This window comes from Lysinibacillus sp. UBA6686 (assembly GCF_002455205.1).
Taxonomy (GTDB): domain Bacteria; phylum Bacillota; class Bacilli; order Bacillales_A; family Planococcaceae; genus Lysinibacillus; species Lysinibacillus pakistanensis.
The window spans coordinates 20,712-35,863 of record NZ_DKJS01000085.1 but is presented as its reverse complement, the minus strand read 5'-3'; the positions used below and the strand labels follow the sequence as shown (position 1 = coordinate 35,863).

Sequence of the window (15,152 nt, the reverse complement as noted above, 5' to 3'; positions counted from 1 at the left end):
GAGAATAGTTCCGCAAAATTCGACTTTTCTACTCCTCTAGACGAATTACTATTTACGAAAGTTTTCTCTTTTCCGAAATAGTATTGGTGAATGGAGATTCTATCTTATCAATGCTTTAAGCAATGGACTTCTTATTTAGTAGAGGTTCAAGTCCTATTATCACATCTTAAATTTTTCACTAATGAAAAGTTTACTTTATCATATGTCAGAGTGATTCCAATTCCTTCATCGTTCGTCTATAGTGTTGGAATAGTAGAAAGGAGGGAGTTTAGTTGCTACAGCAATTTCAACAAGATTATGAAAAGCACAGTGATTCTATTTTTAAATATATTTATTATTTGGTAGGAAACAAGGAGCTAGCAGAAGATTTAACACAGGAAACATTCTTTAAAGCCTATCAATACTTGCATACATATAGGAAGGAAGCAAATATTCTTACATGGTTAAGAAAAATAGCCCGAAATTTAGTATACGATCACTATAGACGAAAGCGAATTTATCAATTTATCCCGTTTTTTCAAAAGGATTGTTTACAAGATGAAGCCTTGTTACCAGAGGAGTTTTTACTGAAAGGGGAAATTTTTTTAGCTGTTTTTCAAGCACTTTTTAAGATAAAGCTTGAATACCGGGAAGCTATTATTTTGCGTTATATCGAGGAGCTATCTGTTAAAGAAGTCAGTGATTTACTTGGCTGGAGCGAAGCAAAGGTGAAAAATAATACGACACGTGGTCTTAGGGTAGTACGAAAAATACTGGGGGAGGAGGGAATATGCTATGAATGATTCAATAAAAAATGCTTTACGACAAATGCAGGATTTAACAAGATCAACAAAAGATAAAGAGCTGACGTGGGAAAATCTAGAGAAAAAAATGAAGGTGGAAACAAAACGTCATCAATGGCAGTATCGTACAGCATTTACAGGTGTACTTGTTATGTTATTTTTATTCATCATCTTGTTAGTAAATGGCAATGAGAATTCCAAAAATGCGATGCTTCCTTTAAAGGAGGAAATAGCATCAGTTCATTATATAGCAGCCGATTCAAAAAACCAATTTATTGGTAAAGATTCAAGACTTTATTTGGGCGTGAAAAAGCTTTCTCCAAAGGTCTATAGGGAGCTAGAAACATTATTAGCCGTACAGCAAGAAATTTTCCCGAGTGAAAGTGAAATGCAGGTATTTGATAATGATACGTATGATCTAGTCATTACCTTTAAGGATGGACATCAGCAACGCCTAAAATGGAATCGTTTTGCTAACGAAAATGGGGAATTATTAATGCTTGATTGGGATAAAAAAATATATTATACAATCTCTAAAGAAATGGCTGTAAAAATGGATGAGGAAATAATAGCGTTAAAAAACAATTTTAAGAATTGGTCATTATGGCCACTTGTTATACTAGGAGTTATGATAGTGGAAGCTCTTTTGAGTTTTTTAATACGAAAAAAATACAGACTTCCAAAAAAGCCAGACCTCTATCCAGAAAAAAAGTGGTTGCTAGTGGATATTGGTGTGTCAATGATCATACTGTTTGCAGCAGTTAAATTAAAGAGTCCGTTGTATGCAGGTTGGTTAATACCTGTCGCAATCATATTATGCTGCTGGCAATTTTGGATAAATCAAAAATTAACGCCACATCGTGGTTATATGGAGCTTCGATTATTACGGGTTGCTTATCTTTTATCCTTTATTATGTATTTAATAATCATGTTTGCATCATAAATAAGTAGCAATCAACTAAGCGTCGGTGGGGATAAGGAAAACCCCACCGATTATCTTATAGACAGTAGCATTTGGTTATTCTTTGAGTTTTTGCCATGCTTGCTTTGCAATATTTTCATCAAATGTTGAGAGAAGCCGATAGTTATTGGAATCTAAAATTCGAAAATGTTGACTAATAACATTTTGCTGCAGGCGATAACTATTGTATTCACTTAGGCTTTTCCACCATATGTAACCACCCATTGTTTTTTCTTTTGGCTGTAATGTTCCGTTATTCGCAATCAAATCCACAACCTCAAGTGGGTCACCACCAAGCTCATGCTGTAAAATTGAGCTTTCTCGGCATAAGGTACAAACTGCCACTGTTGTTGTCCAACCAGCCTGTATACGACCTTTTTCAATTTGAACAAGTGTTTTTTTTGAAAGCCCTAGTAAATCGCTCATCTGATCCTGTGTTAAATCTTTTTCGGTACGGATTAATTTCAGTTTTTCTGAAATAAGTGTGATTAATTGTTCACGATTCATCCAAACACCCTTTCTTTCAGATCGTTAAGTACCATTATACATCAATGCATTGGAGAGCGTGATTTCAGCTTTGATATTAAAATGGCTTATTAATGTAAAACAGACTGTCCAAATGATATTGAACAGTCTGTTTTATCCCGCTGGTATCTTAAACTGCTCACCAAAGCCCAATTGGTTCAGGCAACTTTGTTACCCAGGATATAAAGTTTCACCGTATTGTTAAAATTCGTATTTTTTTGTGTCTGAAATAACGCGGAAATGGATTCCTTTAATTTGAGCGCTTACTTTATGACGAAGTGTATCAATATCGACAAGCTCATCATTATCATTCACACATTCTGCAATTTCCTGTAATAGCTTTGTAAAGGCTTCTTGGAAGAGTGAGCGCATATTATCGAAATCTAGACTACGGAAGTTTCCATCAATATCAAAAGCTTCAACAGAATTTAATTGCTTTGAAGCTCCAGCAAAGCGGTCGTCGTAAACTGTATAGTTTTCATCTGTGACAACGATAATATATAAAGTTTCACCTGTAATCGTTTTTAGTTCGATATTCGTTTTGTGTTTTTTGACGTCCGTAATAATGTGTATACCGTCCGAATGATATAGCTTAAACAATTTCATATGTGATGCCCCCTGAAAATAGAATCATATTCATATTTCATTATATATTGAAATGGCTAATAATGGAATAAGGCAAAAGTATATGATAAATCAAAATAGCCCTTTTTGTGAAATATTAGTAAAGCTAAAAAAGATATAATCAAAAAACCATAACTCAGTGATTAAGCTTGAACAATAGAGGGCAATGCCTTTCGAAGAGGGCGCACCTCAATGTAATGTATTTGATGCCCTTGCTGCTCGTAGATACTAAATACATATGGGGCTAGTTCAATGTTTTTTGTTGCTTTAATACCATTATTAACTGTTAGGAACCATCCACCGAGCGTTTCTACTTCTTCTGCTTCGAGGGTTATATTCAATAAATTTTCTACATCTTCAACAAGCATTTTTGCATTTAAAATGTAATGATTGTCATTTAATTTTCGAATCTCTGCAATTTCATCATCGTCAAATTCATCACGAATTTCACCAACAATTTCTTCTAAAATATCCTCTACTGTAACAAGACCTGATGTACCACCATATTCATCCATTAAAATGGCCATATGAATACGCTCCTTCTGCATGCGTACCAATAATTTTTGAATTGGAATCGTTTCAATCACCCGAATTACTGGATTGATAAATTGCTCTAGTACGAGAGATTCATCCGTTAGCTGTTCAAGCAATCCATAGGTAAATAATTCCTTAGCATTAATAAAGCCTAAAATATTATCACGATCTCCATCATAAACAGGATATCTCGTATATTTTTCAGTAGCTATAAAATGGATAATATTTGTAAAAGATTCATTCTTCTCAATACCAGCAATTTCTGTGCGAGGTACCATAATTTCACGAGCAATACGCTCGTCAAACTCAAACACATTATTCACAAATTTAAGCTCAGTTTTATTGATTTCACCACTTTTAAAGCTCTCCGATAGCAGCAATCGTAATTCTTCCTCAGTATGTGATAATTCATGCTCAGAAGCAGGCTTCATGCCAAAAAGGCCAACTAGGATACGTGCAGAACCATTCAAGAACCAAATAAATGGATACATTATCTTATAGAACAGCATAATAGGCTTGGCAAACAACAATGTAATCGTTTCAGCCTTTTGAATAGCAGCAGTTTTAGGGGCTAGTTCGCCAACAACTACATGTAAAAATGTAGCAATCGCGAAAGCACTGCCAATTGTGAAAACCGTCATATATTTATCTGAAATACCGACCATCTCGAAAAGTGGATGCAGCATAAATTCAAAGGTTTTCTCACCGACCATCCCGATACCAAGTGCAGTTACAGTTATACCAAGCTGACAGGCAGATAAGTATTCATCTAAATGATTAACAACATGCTTAGCAGAAATAGCTTTTTTATTGCCCTCCCCAATTAATTGGTCCAGTCTAGAGGAACGGACTTTTACGATGGCAAATTCAGTTGCCACGAAAAAGCCAGTTAAAGCTAGTAAAATGGTAAAAATCGATAAGTTAAGTATGGTCTCCAAATAGTCGTTCTGTATAAACAGAACGTCACCTCCTAATTATGAATAAGTAAAAGCAAAGATTGCATAAGTGCAATACTTTCGGGTGAAACATTTTTTTTAACTTTTTCAATATGTTTAGTGTCTTGTTTGTTCATTTGCGCAAGAAGAGAAGTTACATCGTGCTCTAAGTCTTGCATTTTTAAACGAAGTATTTGTACATCGATTTCTTCATAGGGTGTGATGTTTAATTCATGCTGAATTTCTACAAGGGATAAACCCTCCTGTTTGCGCTGCTCAATAAAATGAAGTCTTTCAATCATAGCAGGGGCATAATAGCGATAATTTGAGGCAGAGCGTTCAGCTTCTAATAAGCCGATATTCGTGTAATAATCAATTGTTCTTTTTGTAATGCCTGTTTTTTCTGCCAGCTCACCAATTCTTAATTTCTCTGTCCCAATGCAAACACCTCCAAACCATCACGTGATACTTTGATTATAACGTGATGGTTTTATACAATCAAATGAAAGAATTCAATATTTCGAAATTGTAAGATTTTTTTGGTAGATATTTAATGCATGTAACTACTTCAAGATATAGACAAAAAAACCAGTGGGAGGTGTGCCCACTGATCAAAGTTATACGTTATTTTTTTAAATATGTATCGTAAAGATAATCTAAAGCCTCTTCACCAGTCATTTCTAAAATTGTTTCATCATTAAAAACTAATGTTACCACTGTGTGTGAGCCAATGATTTGGTCATCCTTTATCATACATGTAACGTTTACCACGCCTGTTTCTGCGAGCTGTTTTTTCATAGCTTCATCCCATGTTTGTTCAGAAAATAGTGGTGCTTGCCATGTCCCTCTCACATGAAGCTCTTTTTTGTCAGGGTCATAATCCCAGCGTATGTCACGTAAAATAGATTTAAATAGGTCATTAACCGTAAAAGTTGTGTTTTTATAGTTAATGGTAATGGCACGTATAGCATGTACATCACGACCAACGGCACTCGCTGCGGAATCAGCTGCAGAATTAATGCCTGAAACTGCACCTTTAATTTCAGACAGTCGTTCCCCACAGCCGACTAGTAATGCACCTAAACATGCTACACATGCTAACTTTGTTAGCCNNAGTCCCCCCAGTTTTGTAAGTTGTTACTACTATATTATCGAAAAGAAAAATACGAAGAAAGGGCATGAAGGCGGCAGATTGTGACGGTTTTGCAACGATACGACCTCCACTTGAATGTTCAAGCAATTGGAATTTTTAGTATCTGAAAATTTAGTAAACTCAGAAATGAAAGGGAGCGATTTGGGATGAAGATTAATGATGAATTACTGGACCGATTAGGAACATATTTTGTCTATCACGCTGTCTATGAAAATTATGGGATTACCTTTGAAAATTTTGTTGAGCGTTGGTTACGTGGAATACTTGAAGTATAGTGAGCTACCCCCTTTTAATTGAAATTGGTGAGCTTGCACACTAACAGCTACGATTGTACAATTGCTTAGTGGTCAATCGATAGAAATTAATCGATTTTTTCAGGTCATTCATATGATTTTTGGCCAAACAGATTTACTGGCGTTCAATGAAGCAATCGAAGCGGCACGTGCAGGTGAGCATGGCAAGGGTTTTCTATTGTGGCAGAGGAAGTACGCAAGCTCGCAGTATCCGCCAAATCAACAAGCCAAATTGCCACGATTATCGAAATGGTTGTTTGGGAAGCGGCAAAGGCAAGTGATGCAATGCAAGGCGTTGTACTAGCTGTGAACTAACATAGTATCGATATCAATAAACAGTCACTGGATGCAATTTTTACAGCATATTGTGGATTCACACAAATCGATAATGTGATAGCCGTGAGCCAGCAATCCTCCGCGGGACAGAGGAGCTATGGCAACAATGGAACAATACATGACATCAAATAGCAGGGCCCAGCAATTGGCAACTATGGCTGACTCGTTGCATATAGCATTGGCTAAATTTCAATATTAAAAAAAGGGAGAGCTGTTGGCAAGGTCAAGTTTTCATTCGACCTTACGAACAGCTCTCTTGTTTATTTAAAAAATTGCGTAATAAATTGATTAGCTTCTTGCCAGTCATTGACCCGCACAACATTGTCAGGAACAGCAAGACGGTTATAAGGTGTGTCAAATAACACTACGGGTATTTTTAGTTCCTCTGCTAGCATAACAGCATTATCGTGCTTATCCTCAAAGAACGCATCTACAGCATGTTTTTTTGCTGCTGATAGTTTATCATGGCTGCCCAGAAGCTCGATATGATCATACGGAATAGCTTGTGTTTTAAACCAATTAACAGTAATATCTACAAGATTTTCACCACGAGCCGAGATATAGTAGAGCTCAAAATCGTTTTGCCAAGCACTTAAAATACTCTTTGCATCTTTCGCCGCTTCAGATACCTCATACATATAAGGCTCATTTTCCTTAAACCATGTATTAAATACACCTCGATCAATAGGATGTGGAAATGCGGATAAAAAATCATATTCACAGACATCATCAAGTGTAATGTTTACATTGTATTGTTTATTTATATGTGGAATGAGAGTACTGGGACATGTCACTGTTCCGTCAATATCAATACCAAAGCGAGGTTTTTTCATGCTAGCACCTCCCTAGGCGTTTGCGTTTGCTGCTTCTTCAGCTGCTCGCTTTTCTTCCATTTCTGCAGCTAATTTATCAATTTCTTTTTTCAGCTCTTCTACCATCGTTTCTTCAGGGACTTTTCGAACAGTTTTGCCCTTCATAAATAGTAAACCTTCACCACGTGCCCCTGCAATACCAATGTCTGCTTCACGCGCTTCACCAGGACCGTTTACTGCGCAGCCAAGCACTGCTACTTTTAGGGGTACATTTAATTTAGAAATATACTCTTCTACTTCATTAGCAATGGAAATTAAATCTATTTCGATTCGACCACATGTTGGGCAGGAAATAAGCGTTGCCATATTTGACGCCAAGCCGAATGATTTTAAAAGCTCACGTGCGACTTTTATCTCTTCAACTGGATCAGCAGATAATGAAATACGAAGCGTGTTGCCGATGCCTTTTGAGAGTATAGCTCCTAGACCTGCTGCTGATTTTACAGTTCCAGCAAACAGTGTACCTGATTCTGTAATCCCTAAGTGAAGGGGGTAATTAAAGGCTTTCGCTGCTTTTTCATAAGCTTCAATTGCAAGATTTACATCTGATGCCTTCATGGACACGATAATATCGTGGAAATCCAAGTCTTCCAATATTTTAATATGATGTAGGGCAGATTCAACCATACCGTCTGCAGTCGGATAACCGTATTTTTCTAAAATATGACGCTCTAAGGAACCAGCGTTAACACCGATACGAATCGGGATTCCTTTTGCTTTAGCTGCATTGACAACCGCCTCTACCTTTTCCTTACGACCAATATTACCTGGATTAATACGTACTTTATCAATGCCATTTTCAATTGCCTTTAAAGCTAATTTATAATCAAAGTGAATATCAGCTACAAGAGGAATATGGATACGTTTTTTTATTTCTGCAATGGCATCCGCTGCTCGCTCGTCTGGTACTGCCACACGAACAATTTGACAGCCTGCTTCCTCTAGACGAAGTATTTCTGCTACTGTTGCTTCAACATCATGTGTTTTTGTTGTACACATACTTTGAATGAATAATTCATTACTACCACCAATTGTTAAGTTACCGACACGTACGGGACGTGTATTTGAACGGTGACAAATTTCACTCATTAACTTTCTCTCCTTTTCGGGCCATACTATCAGCCGTCACTGACATTTATTTTAGCAGTGTAAGAAAATAAGGACAAGGAAGAAACGTTAACATTTCATTTTCCACATTTGTTTTCAAATTCAAATGATAATGGAAGCTTTATATTTTCACCAGGAATAAGTGCCTGTAATTGTAAATGTGGATTCAATTGATAAAATAACTCCAAGCGTTCAGGAAAGGTCATGGGTACTTTTGCAGGATGAAGTGCAAAGAGGCTGTGAATCGTATCGCCTTGAATAGTTTGTACAGTAATATAATTTGGTTCTCGTTGTTTCTCACAAAGAGCATTATCAGAATTTTTCAAGGAAAATGCAGAGAATTGTAAAGATCCCTCCGTTAAATCTACTTTTACAACAAAAGCAATAATAATAATAATGGCTGTTAACACGAATGGACGCAAAAAACCCCCTCCTTTTCTACACTATATTTAGAAGAGGGGGGAATCATGCACATTATTTTGAAATTGGTTGTTTTGGATATTTTGTAAAGGCAATAGTTAATAGAGTAACAGTTAAAAGTAAGGAAAAAATAGAGATAATTGTGCTGTTAATCGGTAGATAATCTGATAGCATGCTGATAAGAATAGCCCAGGTCATGGCAAATGTTGTTGTTCGCCAAATATGACGGTATTCCCCTCGACGCTTCATCACTTTTAAGATAAATAGACCTGCTAAGGCATAGAGTGCAATTTGCCCAAAAATAAGCATGGTTGTAAAAACGAAAAGCATGATGAATGTTACAGGGTACAATAGCCATTTAATGCCCTCTATATATTCAGTTAACCCGTTTATACTTGTCATATCAAAGGTATTTACAGACATACCAGCTGTAAAGCGACCAAACGAGAAAACCGTCACGATTGTTATGAGTAGAAAGGTATATTGAATGACTTTTCCGATAGGTAATAAACGGTAGGCAGCTAGTTTTTTAGGATGAATTAAGCTGTCAATAAATAGTTGTGAGTGGTTCATAGCATATCTCCTCCAATCGCTATTCTATCATGTTCAACTTTGACAAGATACGAGATAAGTAGTAATAGCTGAGAATAGAATGGTAAAATGTTAACATTGTGTAAAGAAGTTAAAGGTTTTCTTTACTTTTTCTACACTATCATTTAAAGATTAGGAATAGAGTAGTAGAGATGTAAGAATTGGAGCGAATACAATTGACGATAGATTGGCAAAACATACTGTTTCAATTTTTAGGTGGGTTAGGGGTATTCCTATTTTCTATTAAATTTATGGGGGACGGACTCCAAAAATCAGCAGATGATCGACTGCGGGAATGGTTGAATCGATTTACAACCAATCCATTAATGGGTGTGCTCGTAGGCATAATTGTGACGATTTGTATTCAATCAAGCTCTGCAACAACAGTTATTACGGTCGGGCTTGTCAGTGCAGGGTTTTTAACATTACGTCAAGCAATTGGTGTTATTATGGGTGCTAATATCGGCACGACGATCACGGCATTTATTATTGGCATTAATATTGGTTTTTATTTTTATCCACTGTTGGCATTAGGTGCTGGATTATTATTTTTCTTTAAGAAAGCAACTTACCAGCATATAGGGCAAATCGTATTTGGTTTTGGGGGATTATTTTTAGGCTTGGAATTAATGAGCGCAAGTATGCAGGCCATTCATCAATTGGCTGATTTTGCATCATTAACGCTGCATCTAAGAGATCAGCCCGTTATTGGCATCTTTTTAGGGACAGTGTTTACATTACTTGTGCAAAGCTCAACAGCAACTGTGGGTGTGCTACAGGGCTTATATGCTGAGCATCTTATTGGCTTGGAAAGTGCATTACCTATTTTATTTGGCGAAAATATTGGGACAACGATTACAGCTGTTTTAGCGTCGCTAGGAGCTTCTATTTATGCGAAGCGTGCAGCTGCGGCGCATGTGCTGTTTAACGTTATCGGCACTGTTATTTTCATGATCTTTTTTACACCCTTTATGCAGTTTGTTCAATGGATTAGTGAGCTCTTCCATCTAGAGCCGAGGATGCAAATTGCCATTGCACATGGCTCCTTTAATGTAATTAACATGATTATTCAGGTACCATTTATTGGTGGCTTGGCGGTGCTTGTGACAAAGCTATTGCCTGGACGCGACGAAAATTTCGATGTAACAACGAAGCATTTAGATCCGTCCTTTATTGATTCGTCTCCAGCAATTGCACTTGGGCAAGCAAAGGAAGAAGTGCTGCGAATGGGTGAGCATGCACTACGTGGTTTGGAAGAAACATTCTTATATATGAAAACAGGTGAAGCTGTCCATATTCCAACTGTTTTGCAGCTAGAGGCAGGACTAAATCATTTAGACAAGGAAATCACAAATTATTTAGTGATGGTGTCTAAGCAACCACTTTCTCGTGCAGACTCTGTAAGACACCACACATTGCTAACAAATGTACGCGACATTGAACGCATTGGGGATCATTTTGAAAATATTTTAGAGCTTTTACAATATAAGGATCACCATGAGGTAAGCTTAAGTAAGTCAGCACGCCAAGATTTGATTGGCATGTTTAGCCTGGCAATTGAAGCGGTACGCAAGAGCATAGAGGCCCTGGATACTGCAAGTTTAAGCTTAGCACAGGAAGTAACGGAGCTGGAAAGTCTGATTGATGATATGGAGGATAAGCTACGACAAAAGCATATTGCACGCTTAAATGCAAATGAGTGTAGTGGTGCCGCAGGGATTGTTTATACTGATATTGTGAGCAACTTAGAGCGTATCGGTGACCATGCCGTAAATATAGCCGATTCTATTTTAGGGATTCGACATTAAGAAATTGAAACTTTTGGTTTTGCTTGTACGTATGATAGGCAATGCACACAGCAAAAGGAGCGAATTTAGGTGGAAATTGTTGGCTGGATATTAGTGATTGCCTGCTTTATCATTTCATTTATTGGTTTGGTGTACCCCATCATTCCAGGGGTTATTTTTTTACTTGGCGGCTTTATAGTCTATGGATTATTTTTCTCATTTACCGATTTAAATTGGTTGTTCTGGGCAATTGAGATTTTATTTGTTGTGCTGTTATTTGGTGCAGATACAGTAGCAAACGCCTTTGGTATTAAAAAGTTCGGTGGTACAAATGCAGGGATGTGGGGTAGTACCATTGGTTTATTAATTGGACCGTTCGTTATACCTGTTGCAGGAATACTAATAGGACCATTTTTAGGAGCAGTAATTGCTGAGTTACTTGTGGAGCGTCGCCCATTCGGTGAGGCCGTTAAAAGTGGTGTTGGTTCGCTTGTAGGTTTTTTAACTTCGACGGTAGCAAAAGCGGTTATCCAAATTGTTATGATTATTGTGTTCTTTATCGCTATCTGACTTTTTCATGTTATGTGTTTAGTTATATGAAAAAAAGGGTAGGATAGTAAACGTATTGGTTTTCAGTCAAAAGGCTGAAATCTTCAAATTGAAGTATTTTTCATTGAATGGTTTGACCAATTTTGATAATCTATGAATGTACTAATTATTTCTTTATTTTAGGGAGGAACTTAACAATGGCTTATGAATTACCACAATTAACTTACGCTTATGACGCATTAGAACCACATATCGATGCAAAAACAATGGAGATTCACCATTCTAAACATCACAATACGTATGTAACAAATTTAAATGCTGCTGTTGAAGGCACTGAATTTGCAGAGAAAGATATTAACGATCTAATCGCAAACCTTGATGCGCTTCCAGCTGACAAACAAACTGCTGTACGTAACAATGGTGGTGGACATGCTAACCATACATTATTCTGGGAAGTAATCGCTCCAGGCGGTTCAAACACTCCAGTTGGTGAAGTTGCAAAAGCGATTGACGCTAAATTTGGTTCTTTCGATGCATTCAAAGAAGAATTTGCAAAAGCTGCTACAACTCGCTTTGGTTCAGGTTGGGCATGGTTAATCGTTGATGGTGACTCAGTTGCTGTTACATCAACTCCAAACCAAGACTCTCCAGTTATGGAAGGTAAAACACCAATCCTAGGCTTAGACGTTTGGGAGCATGCTTACTACCTTAACTACCAAAACCGTCGTCCAGATTACATCAGTGCATTCTGGAACGTAGTGAACTGGGATGTAGTGGAAGCAAAATTCCAAGCTGCAAAATAATGATTGAGTAATAAAAGGCTATGTCAACGGTGATTCTCACCATGACATAGCCTTTTTTGATGGTTTTGGTGGATAGAGATGCAAAAGTGATGGATTGAACTGACAATGATATGGATAGAAAAGCCCAAGTAATGGATAGAATCGAAAAACTTTAAATGATTGATTGGGAATAGCAACCTTTCACTTCAATATGCCGTCAAATAAATGATGTTTTCAAACATGAAATATCAAGTGCATGCTTTCCTGTCGTACCTTCGAATGGTATACTAGATGTCGTGTATTTAAACTGTATTAAGATAAGGAGGGGAATACATATTGCGCAAAGCACCAAGGAAAAATCGCGCGGCGAGTGTTAAAGCAAAACATCATTCTAATTTAACATTTCGTATGAATGTCCTTTTCTTTGCTATATTTATCGTATTTTCAATGTTAATTTTTAGACTCGGTTATATGCAAATCGTGAAAGGGGAAGAGTATGTAAAATTTTTAGAGAGTACAGAGGAAGTCCCTGTTAATACAAGTGTACCAAGGGGCCGCATGTATGATCGTTACGGGCGTATTTTAGTCGATAATCACCCTGAAAATGCTATTACCTATACGAAAATGCAAACAACGAAAACAGAGGAAATGCTAAAAATCGCTGAAAAGCTAGCACAATTAATTGAACAGCCTACAAATCGTGTGACATTGCGCGATAAGCAGGATTTTTGGATACTTAAAAACCATGATGCTGCCTATAAAAAAGTGACAAAGGCTGAAGAAGACAAAATTCGACAAAAAAAAGATATTACAACAAGCCAAATCAACGCAGAGATTGATAAACTTGTGCGGGAACGTATTACAAATGAAGAGCTTTTACAATTGACAGAGGCAGATTTAGAAATACTAGCAATCTATCGAGAGATGGCTTCTGGCTATAATTTATCACCTCAAATTATTAAAAGTGAAAATGTATCAGCAGATGAATTTGCACGTGTATCAGAACGCTTAACAGAGATGCCAGGCGTCAACACAACAACAGATTGGAAGCGTGTGAAATTATCATCTCTTTCTATTTTAGGGCGAACAACTGTCCCGGCGAAAGGGATTCCAAAGGAAAAGCTGAATTACTATTTAGCTCGTGATTATTCACGTAATGACCGCGTTGGTGAAAGTTATATTGAAGCACAATATGAAGATTTACTACAAGGGCAAAAAGCAGTTGTTAAAAATATTACGAATAGAAAAGGGCAGGTAGTCGATACCGTGACAACCTATGAAGGTGAGCCTGGTAAAGATTTGGTCTTATCATTAGATAGTGAATTAACTGCTGCAACAGAGAAAATTGTCGAAGAAGAATTACTTAATTTAAAAGCACGTTCCGGTTCAAAATTATTAGATCGTGCATTTTTAGTTATGATGGATCCAAATACTGGAGACATATTATCAATGGTTGGTAAGAAGATTGAAAAAGATTCAGAGACAGGAAAAAATGTAGTCGTTGATTATTCATATGGTAACTTTACAACAGCTTATGAGGCAGGTTCTGCAGTTAAGGCAGCAACATTACTAACGGGGTACAATTTAGGAGCAATTACAACACGGACTGTATTAGGCGACGAACCAATCACCTTATTGGGTACTAAGGCGAAAAAATCTATTTTTAATCCATCTGGCTATATCCAGATGGATGGTTTAAGGGCCTTAGAGCAATCTTCTAACGTATTTATGTTTAAAACAGCTCTACTCATTAATAAAACACCTTATAGTTATAAAATGCCTCTACGTTTAAAGGACGATACTTTCTCAAAAATGCGTAATTCCTATGCACAGTTCGGGTTAGGCGTAAAAACAGGGATTGATTTACCAAATGAATTTAGCGGTGTTCAAGGTCCTTCTGGTCCAACCTATGGAGGGAAGTTACTTGACTTAGCAATCGGACAGTACGATACGTATACACCTTTACAATTAGCACAATATATTTCAACCGTTGCAAATGGTGGCTATCGAATTCAGCCGCATATAGTGAAAGAAGTGCGTCAGCCATCAGAAGATGGACAGGAGCTTGGTCAATTAGTAACAGAGGTTGGACCAACGATTTTAAATCGTATTGATAATTCATCAGATGAAATTAACTATGTAAAACAAGGGCTTCGTCGTGTCTATACAGGTGCACATGGTACAGCTAAAAGACACTTTGCAAATGCACCATATACAGCGGCAGGGAAAACAGGAACTGCAGAGGTAATATATTATGGGGATTTGCGAGAAAATTGGGGTACATATACACTTACGTATACACATGTTGGTTTTGCCCCTTATGAAAATCCTGAAATTGCCTACGCTGTAGTTATTCCTTGGGCATCAACAAACCCTCAACAACCATTTTCGGCTAATAGTGAGATTGCTAGAAAGGCTCTGGATAAATATTATGAATTAAAAGAAAAATATAAAACTGAAAAAGTAACAGATAGTGATGTAACACAGCCTATTTTACCAGCTGTGACAAAAGATAAAATTGGTGAAGATGAACAACAATAAGAGAAACCGCTAGAGCATTTAAATGCCTAGCGGTTTTTGTCAGTTGTGATATAGAAAACACGGTATGAAATTAAAATCTCCATACCGTGTTTTCTTCTATATAATAATGCATATGAAATTCTACGCAGATAGTTGTTGTATTGCTAATTCAAATTGTTGCTTTGGTTTTTTTCCGTAAAGCTCTATATTATTACAGAAATAGGACTCAACCATAAAATCAACAGCTTCCTGTAAAGAGAATTCTCGATGTTCCATTACGAGTGTTAGATATGTTTTAAAGTAATCGGCATTTTGTACTTTTACATGCTTAATCACAAAGTCAAACTCCTCTTCTATTAATTCATGACACAATTGCTTATT

General features: G+C 36.9%; 18 protein-coding genes and 1 pseudogene. 9 read left to right on the top strand and 10 right to left on the bottom strand.

The annotated features are described in order from the left end of the window. Positions 1 to 272: 272 nt before the first annotated feature. Together B2R82_RS23060 and B2R82_RS23055 are read left to right on the top strand one after the other, a co-directional pair. Positions 273 to 782 (top strand): RNA polymerase sigma factor, encoded by a 510-nt coding sequence (locus B2R82_RS23060; protein ID WP_286927294.1) that lies wholly within the window; start codon positions 273 to 275, stop codon positions 780 to 782. Beyond that, the gene (locus B2R82_RS23055; RefSeq protein WP_286927293.1) at positions 775 to 1,725 is read left to right on the top strand and encodes a hypothetical protein; all 951 of its coding nucleotides are present in this window, start codon (positions 775 to 777) and stop codon (positions 1,723 to 1,725) included. Before B2R82_RS23060 ends, B2R82_RS23055 begins: the two co-directional genes overlap by 8 nt. A gap of 75 nt (positions 1,726 to 1,800) precedes the next feature. Here the strand turns inward: B2R82_RS23055 and B2R82_RS23050 are convergent, their stop codons facing one another. From B2R82_RS23050 to B2R82_RS23030, 5 genes are all read right to left on the bottom strand, one after another. Then, positions 1,801 to 2,250 (bottom strand): helix-turn-helix transcriptional regulator, encoded by a 450-nt coding sequence (locus B2R82_RS23050; RefSeq protein ID WP_283868698.1) that lies wholly within the window; start codon positions 2,248 to 2,250, stop codon positions 1,801 to 1,803. 219 nt (positions 2,251 to 2,469) lie between these two features. Next, positions 2,470 to 2,874, bottom strand: coding sequence for a hypothetical protein (locus B2R82_RS23045; protein WP_054770962.1), 405 nt, complete (start codon positions 2,872 to 2,874; stop codon positions 2,470 to 2,472). Between the two features lie 161 nt (positions 2,875 to 3,035). Continuing rightward, positions 3,036 to 4,364 carry a hemolysin family protein gene (locus tag B2R82_RS23040; protein ID WP_286927292.1) on the bottom strand — a complete coding sequence of 443 codons (1,329 nt, stop codon included), beginning with the start codon at positions 4,362 to 4,364 and terminating at the stop codon, positions 3,036 to 3,038. A 32-nt stretch (positions 4,365 to 4,396) separates the two neighbouring features. Beyond that, the gene (locus tag B2R82_RS23035) at positions 4,397 to 4,738 is read right to left on the bottom strand and encodes a MerR family transcriptional regulator (protein WP_414674135.1); all 342 of its coding nucleotides are present in this window, start codon (positions 4,736 to 4,738) and stop codon (positions 4,397 to 4,399) included. 247 nt (positions 4,739 to 4,985) lie between these two features. Beyond that, positions 4,986 to 5,213: a hypothetical protein gene (locus tag B2R82_RS23030; RefSeq protein WP_286927291.1), complete on the bottom strand. Its 228-nt coding sequence runs from the start codon at positions 5,211 to 5,213 to the stop codon at positions 4,986 to 4,988. Positions 5,214 to 5,660: 447 nt separating this feature from the next. Here B2R82_RS23030 and B2R82_RS23025 point away from each other — a divergent pair, with 447 nt between their 5' ends. The 3 genes and pseudogenes from B2R82_RS23025 to B2R82_RS24140 all read left to right on the top strand — a co-directional run bounded on the left by B2R82_RS23025 (position 5,661) and on the right by B2R82_RS24140 (position 6,122). Further along, complete coding sequence (locus tag B2R82_RS23025; protein WP_283868695.1) at positions 5,661 to 5,789, top strand: hypothetical protein; 129 nt, start codon at positions 5,661 to 5,663, stop codon at positions 5,787 to 5,789. 61 nt (positions 5,790 to 5,850) lie between these two features. Further along, positions 5,851 to 5,970 (top strand): annotated as a pseudogene (locus B2R82_RS24145) (methyl-accepting chemotaxis protein); the annotation flags it as partial. Positions 5,971 to 5,987: 17 nt separating this feature from the next. Beyond that, on the top strand, positions 5,988 to 6,122 hold the full coding sequence (locus tag B2R82_RS24140; RefSeq protein ID WP_376781180.1) for a hypothetical protein: 135 nt from the start codon (positions 5,988 to 5,990) through the stop codon (positions 6,120 to 6,122). A gap of 281 nt (positions 6,123 to 6,403) precedes the next feature. On the opposite strand, the gene B2R82_RS23015 is transcribed toward B2R82_RS24140, so the two are convergent. From B2R82_RS23015 to B2R82_RS23000, 4 genes are all read right to left on the bottom strand, one after another. After that, the gene (locus B2R82_RS23015; RefSeq protein WP_286927290.1) at positions 6,404 to 6,976 is read right to left on the bottom strand and encodes a 5' nucleotidase, NT5C type; all 573 of its coding nucleotides are present in this window, start codon (positions 6,974 to 6,976) and stop codon (positions 6,404 to 6,406) included. Positions 6,977 to 6,988: 12 nt separating this feature from the next. Continuing rightward, on the bottom strand, positions 6,989 to 8,104 hold the full coding sequence (ispG, locus tag B2R82_RS23010) for a flavodoxin-dependent (E)-4-hydroxy-3-methylbut-2-enyl-diphosphate synthase (RefSeq protein WP_286927289.1): 1,116 nt from the start codon (positions 8,102 to 8,104) through the stop codon (positions 6,989 to 6,991). 95 nt (positions 8,105 to 8,199) lie between these two features. Further along, a complete protein-coding gene (locus B2R82_RS23005; protein ID WP_286927288.1) occupies positions 8,200 to 8,544 on the bottom strand; it encodes a hypothetical protein in 345 nt (114 codons plus the stop codon). Between the two features lie 52 nt (positions 8,545 to 8,596). Further along, positions 8,597 to 9,115: a DUF1189 family protein gene (locus B2R82_RS23000; RefSeq protein ID WP_286927287.1), complete on the bottom strand. Its 519-nt coding sequence runs from the start codon at positions 9,113 to 9,115 to the stop codon at positions 8,597 to 8,599. 194 nt (positions 9,116 to 9,309) lie between these two features. Here B2R82_RS23000 and B2R82_RS22995 point away from each other — a divergent pair, with 194 nt between their 5' ends. The 4 genes from B2R82_RS22995 (at position 9,310) to B2R82_RS22980 (ending at position 14,792) form a co-directional block, all read left to right on the top strand. Beyond that, positions 9,310 to 10,941 carry a Na/Pi cotransporter family protein gene (locus B2R82_RS22995; protein ID WP_286927286.1) on the top strand — a complete coding sequence of 544 codons (1,632 nt, stop codon included), beginning with the start codon at positions 9,310 to 9,312 and terminating at the stop codon, positions 10,939 to 10,941. 69 nt (positions 10,942 to 11,010) lie between these two features. Further along, positions 11,011 to 11,490, top strand: a complete 480-nt coding sequence (locus B2R82_RS22990; RefSeq protein WP_286927285.1) for a DUF456 domain-containing protein — start codon at positions 11,011 to 11,013, stop codon at positions 11,488 to 11,490. 176 nt (positions 11,491 to 11,666) lie between these two features. Beyond that, positions 11,667 to 12,272 (top strand): superoxide dismutase, encoded by a 606-nt coding sequence (locus B2R82_RS22985; protein WP_283868687.1) that lies wholly within the window; start codon positions 11,667 to 11,669, stop codon positions 12,270 to 12,272. Positions 12,273 to 12,587: 315 nt separating this feature from the next. After that, positions 12,588 to 14,792, top strand: a complete 2,205-nt coding sequence (locus B2R82_RS22980) for a peptidoglycan D,D-transpeptidase FtsI family protein (protein WP_286927284.1) — start codon at positions 12,588 to 12,590, stop codon at positions 14,790 to 14,792. A gap of 120 nt (positions 14,793 to 14,912) precedes the next feature. On the opposite strand, the gene B2R82_RS22975 is transcribed toward B2R82_RS22980, so the two are convergent. Then, complete coding sequence (locus B2R82_RS22975; protein WP_286927283.1) at positions 14,913 to 15,107, bottom strand: hypothetical protein; 195 nt, start codon at positions 15,105 to 15,107, stop codon at positions 14,913 to 14,915. Between the last annotated feature and the right edge of the window lie 45 nt (positions 15,108 to 15,152).

Coding starts and splice junctions, on each gene's coding strand:
- B2R82_RS23015 (WP_286927290.1), bottom strand. CDS start 6,976: ATGAAAAAACCTCGCTTTGGTATTGATATTGACGGAACAGTGACATGT.
- B2R82_RS23000 (WP_286927287.1), bottom strand. CDS start 9,115: ATGAACCACTCACAACTATTTATTGACAGCTTAATTCATCCTAAAAAA.
- ispG (WP_286927289.1), bottom strand. CDS start 8,104: ATGAGTGAAATTTGTCACCGTTCAAATACACGTCCCGTACGTGTCGGT.
- B2R82_RS23055 (WP_286927293.1), top strand. CDS start 775: ATGAATGATTCAATAAAAAATGCTTTACGACAAATGCAGGATTTAACA.
- B2R82_RS22985 (WP_283868687.1), top strand. CDS start 11,667: ATGGCTTATGAATTACCACAATTAACTTACGCTTATGACGCATTAGAA.
- B2R82_RS23025 (WP_283868695.1), top strand. CDS start 5,661: ATGAAGATTAATGATGAATTACTGGACCGATTAGGAACATATTTTGTC.
- B2R82_RS23045 (WP_054770962.1), bottom strand. CDS start 2,874: ATGAAATTGTTTAAGCTATATCATTCGGACGGTATACACATTATTACG.
- B2R82_RS23050 (WP_283868698.1), bottom strand. CDS start 2,250: ATGAATCGTGAACAATTAATCACACTTATTTCAGAAAAACTGAAATTA.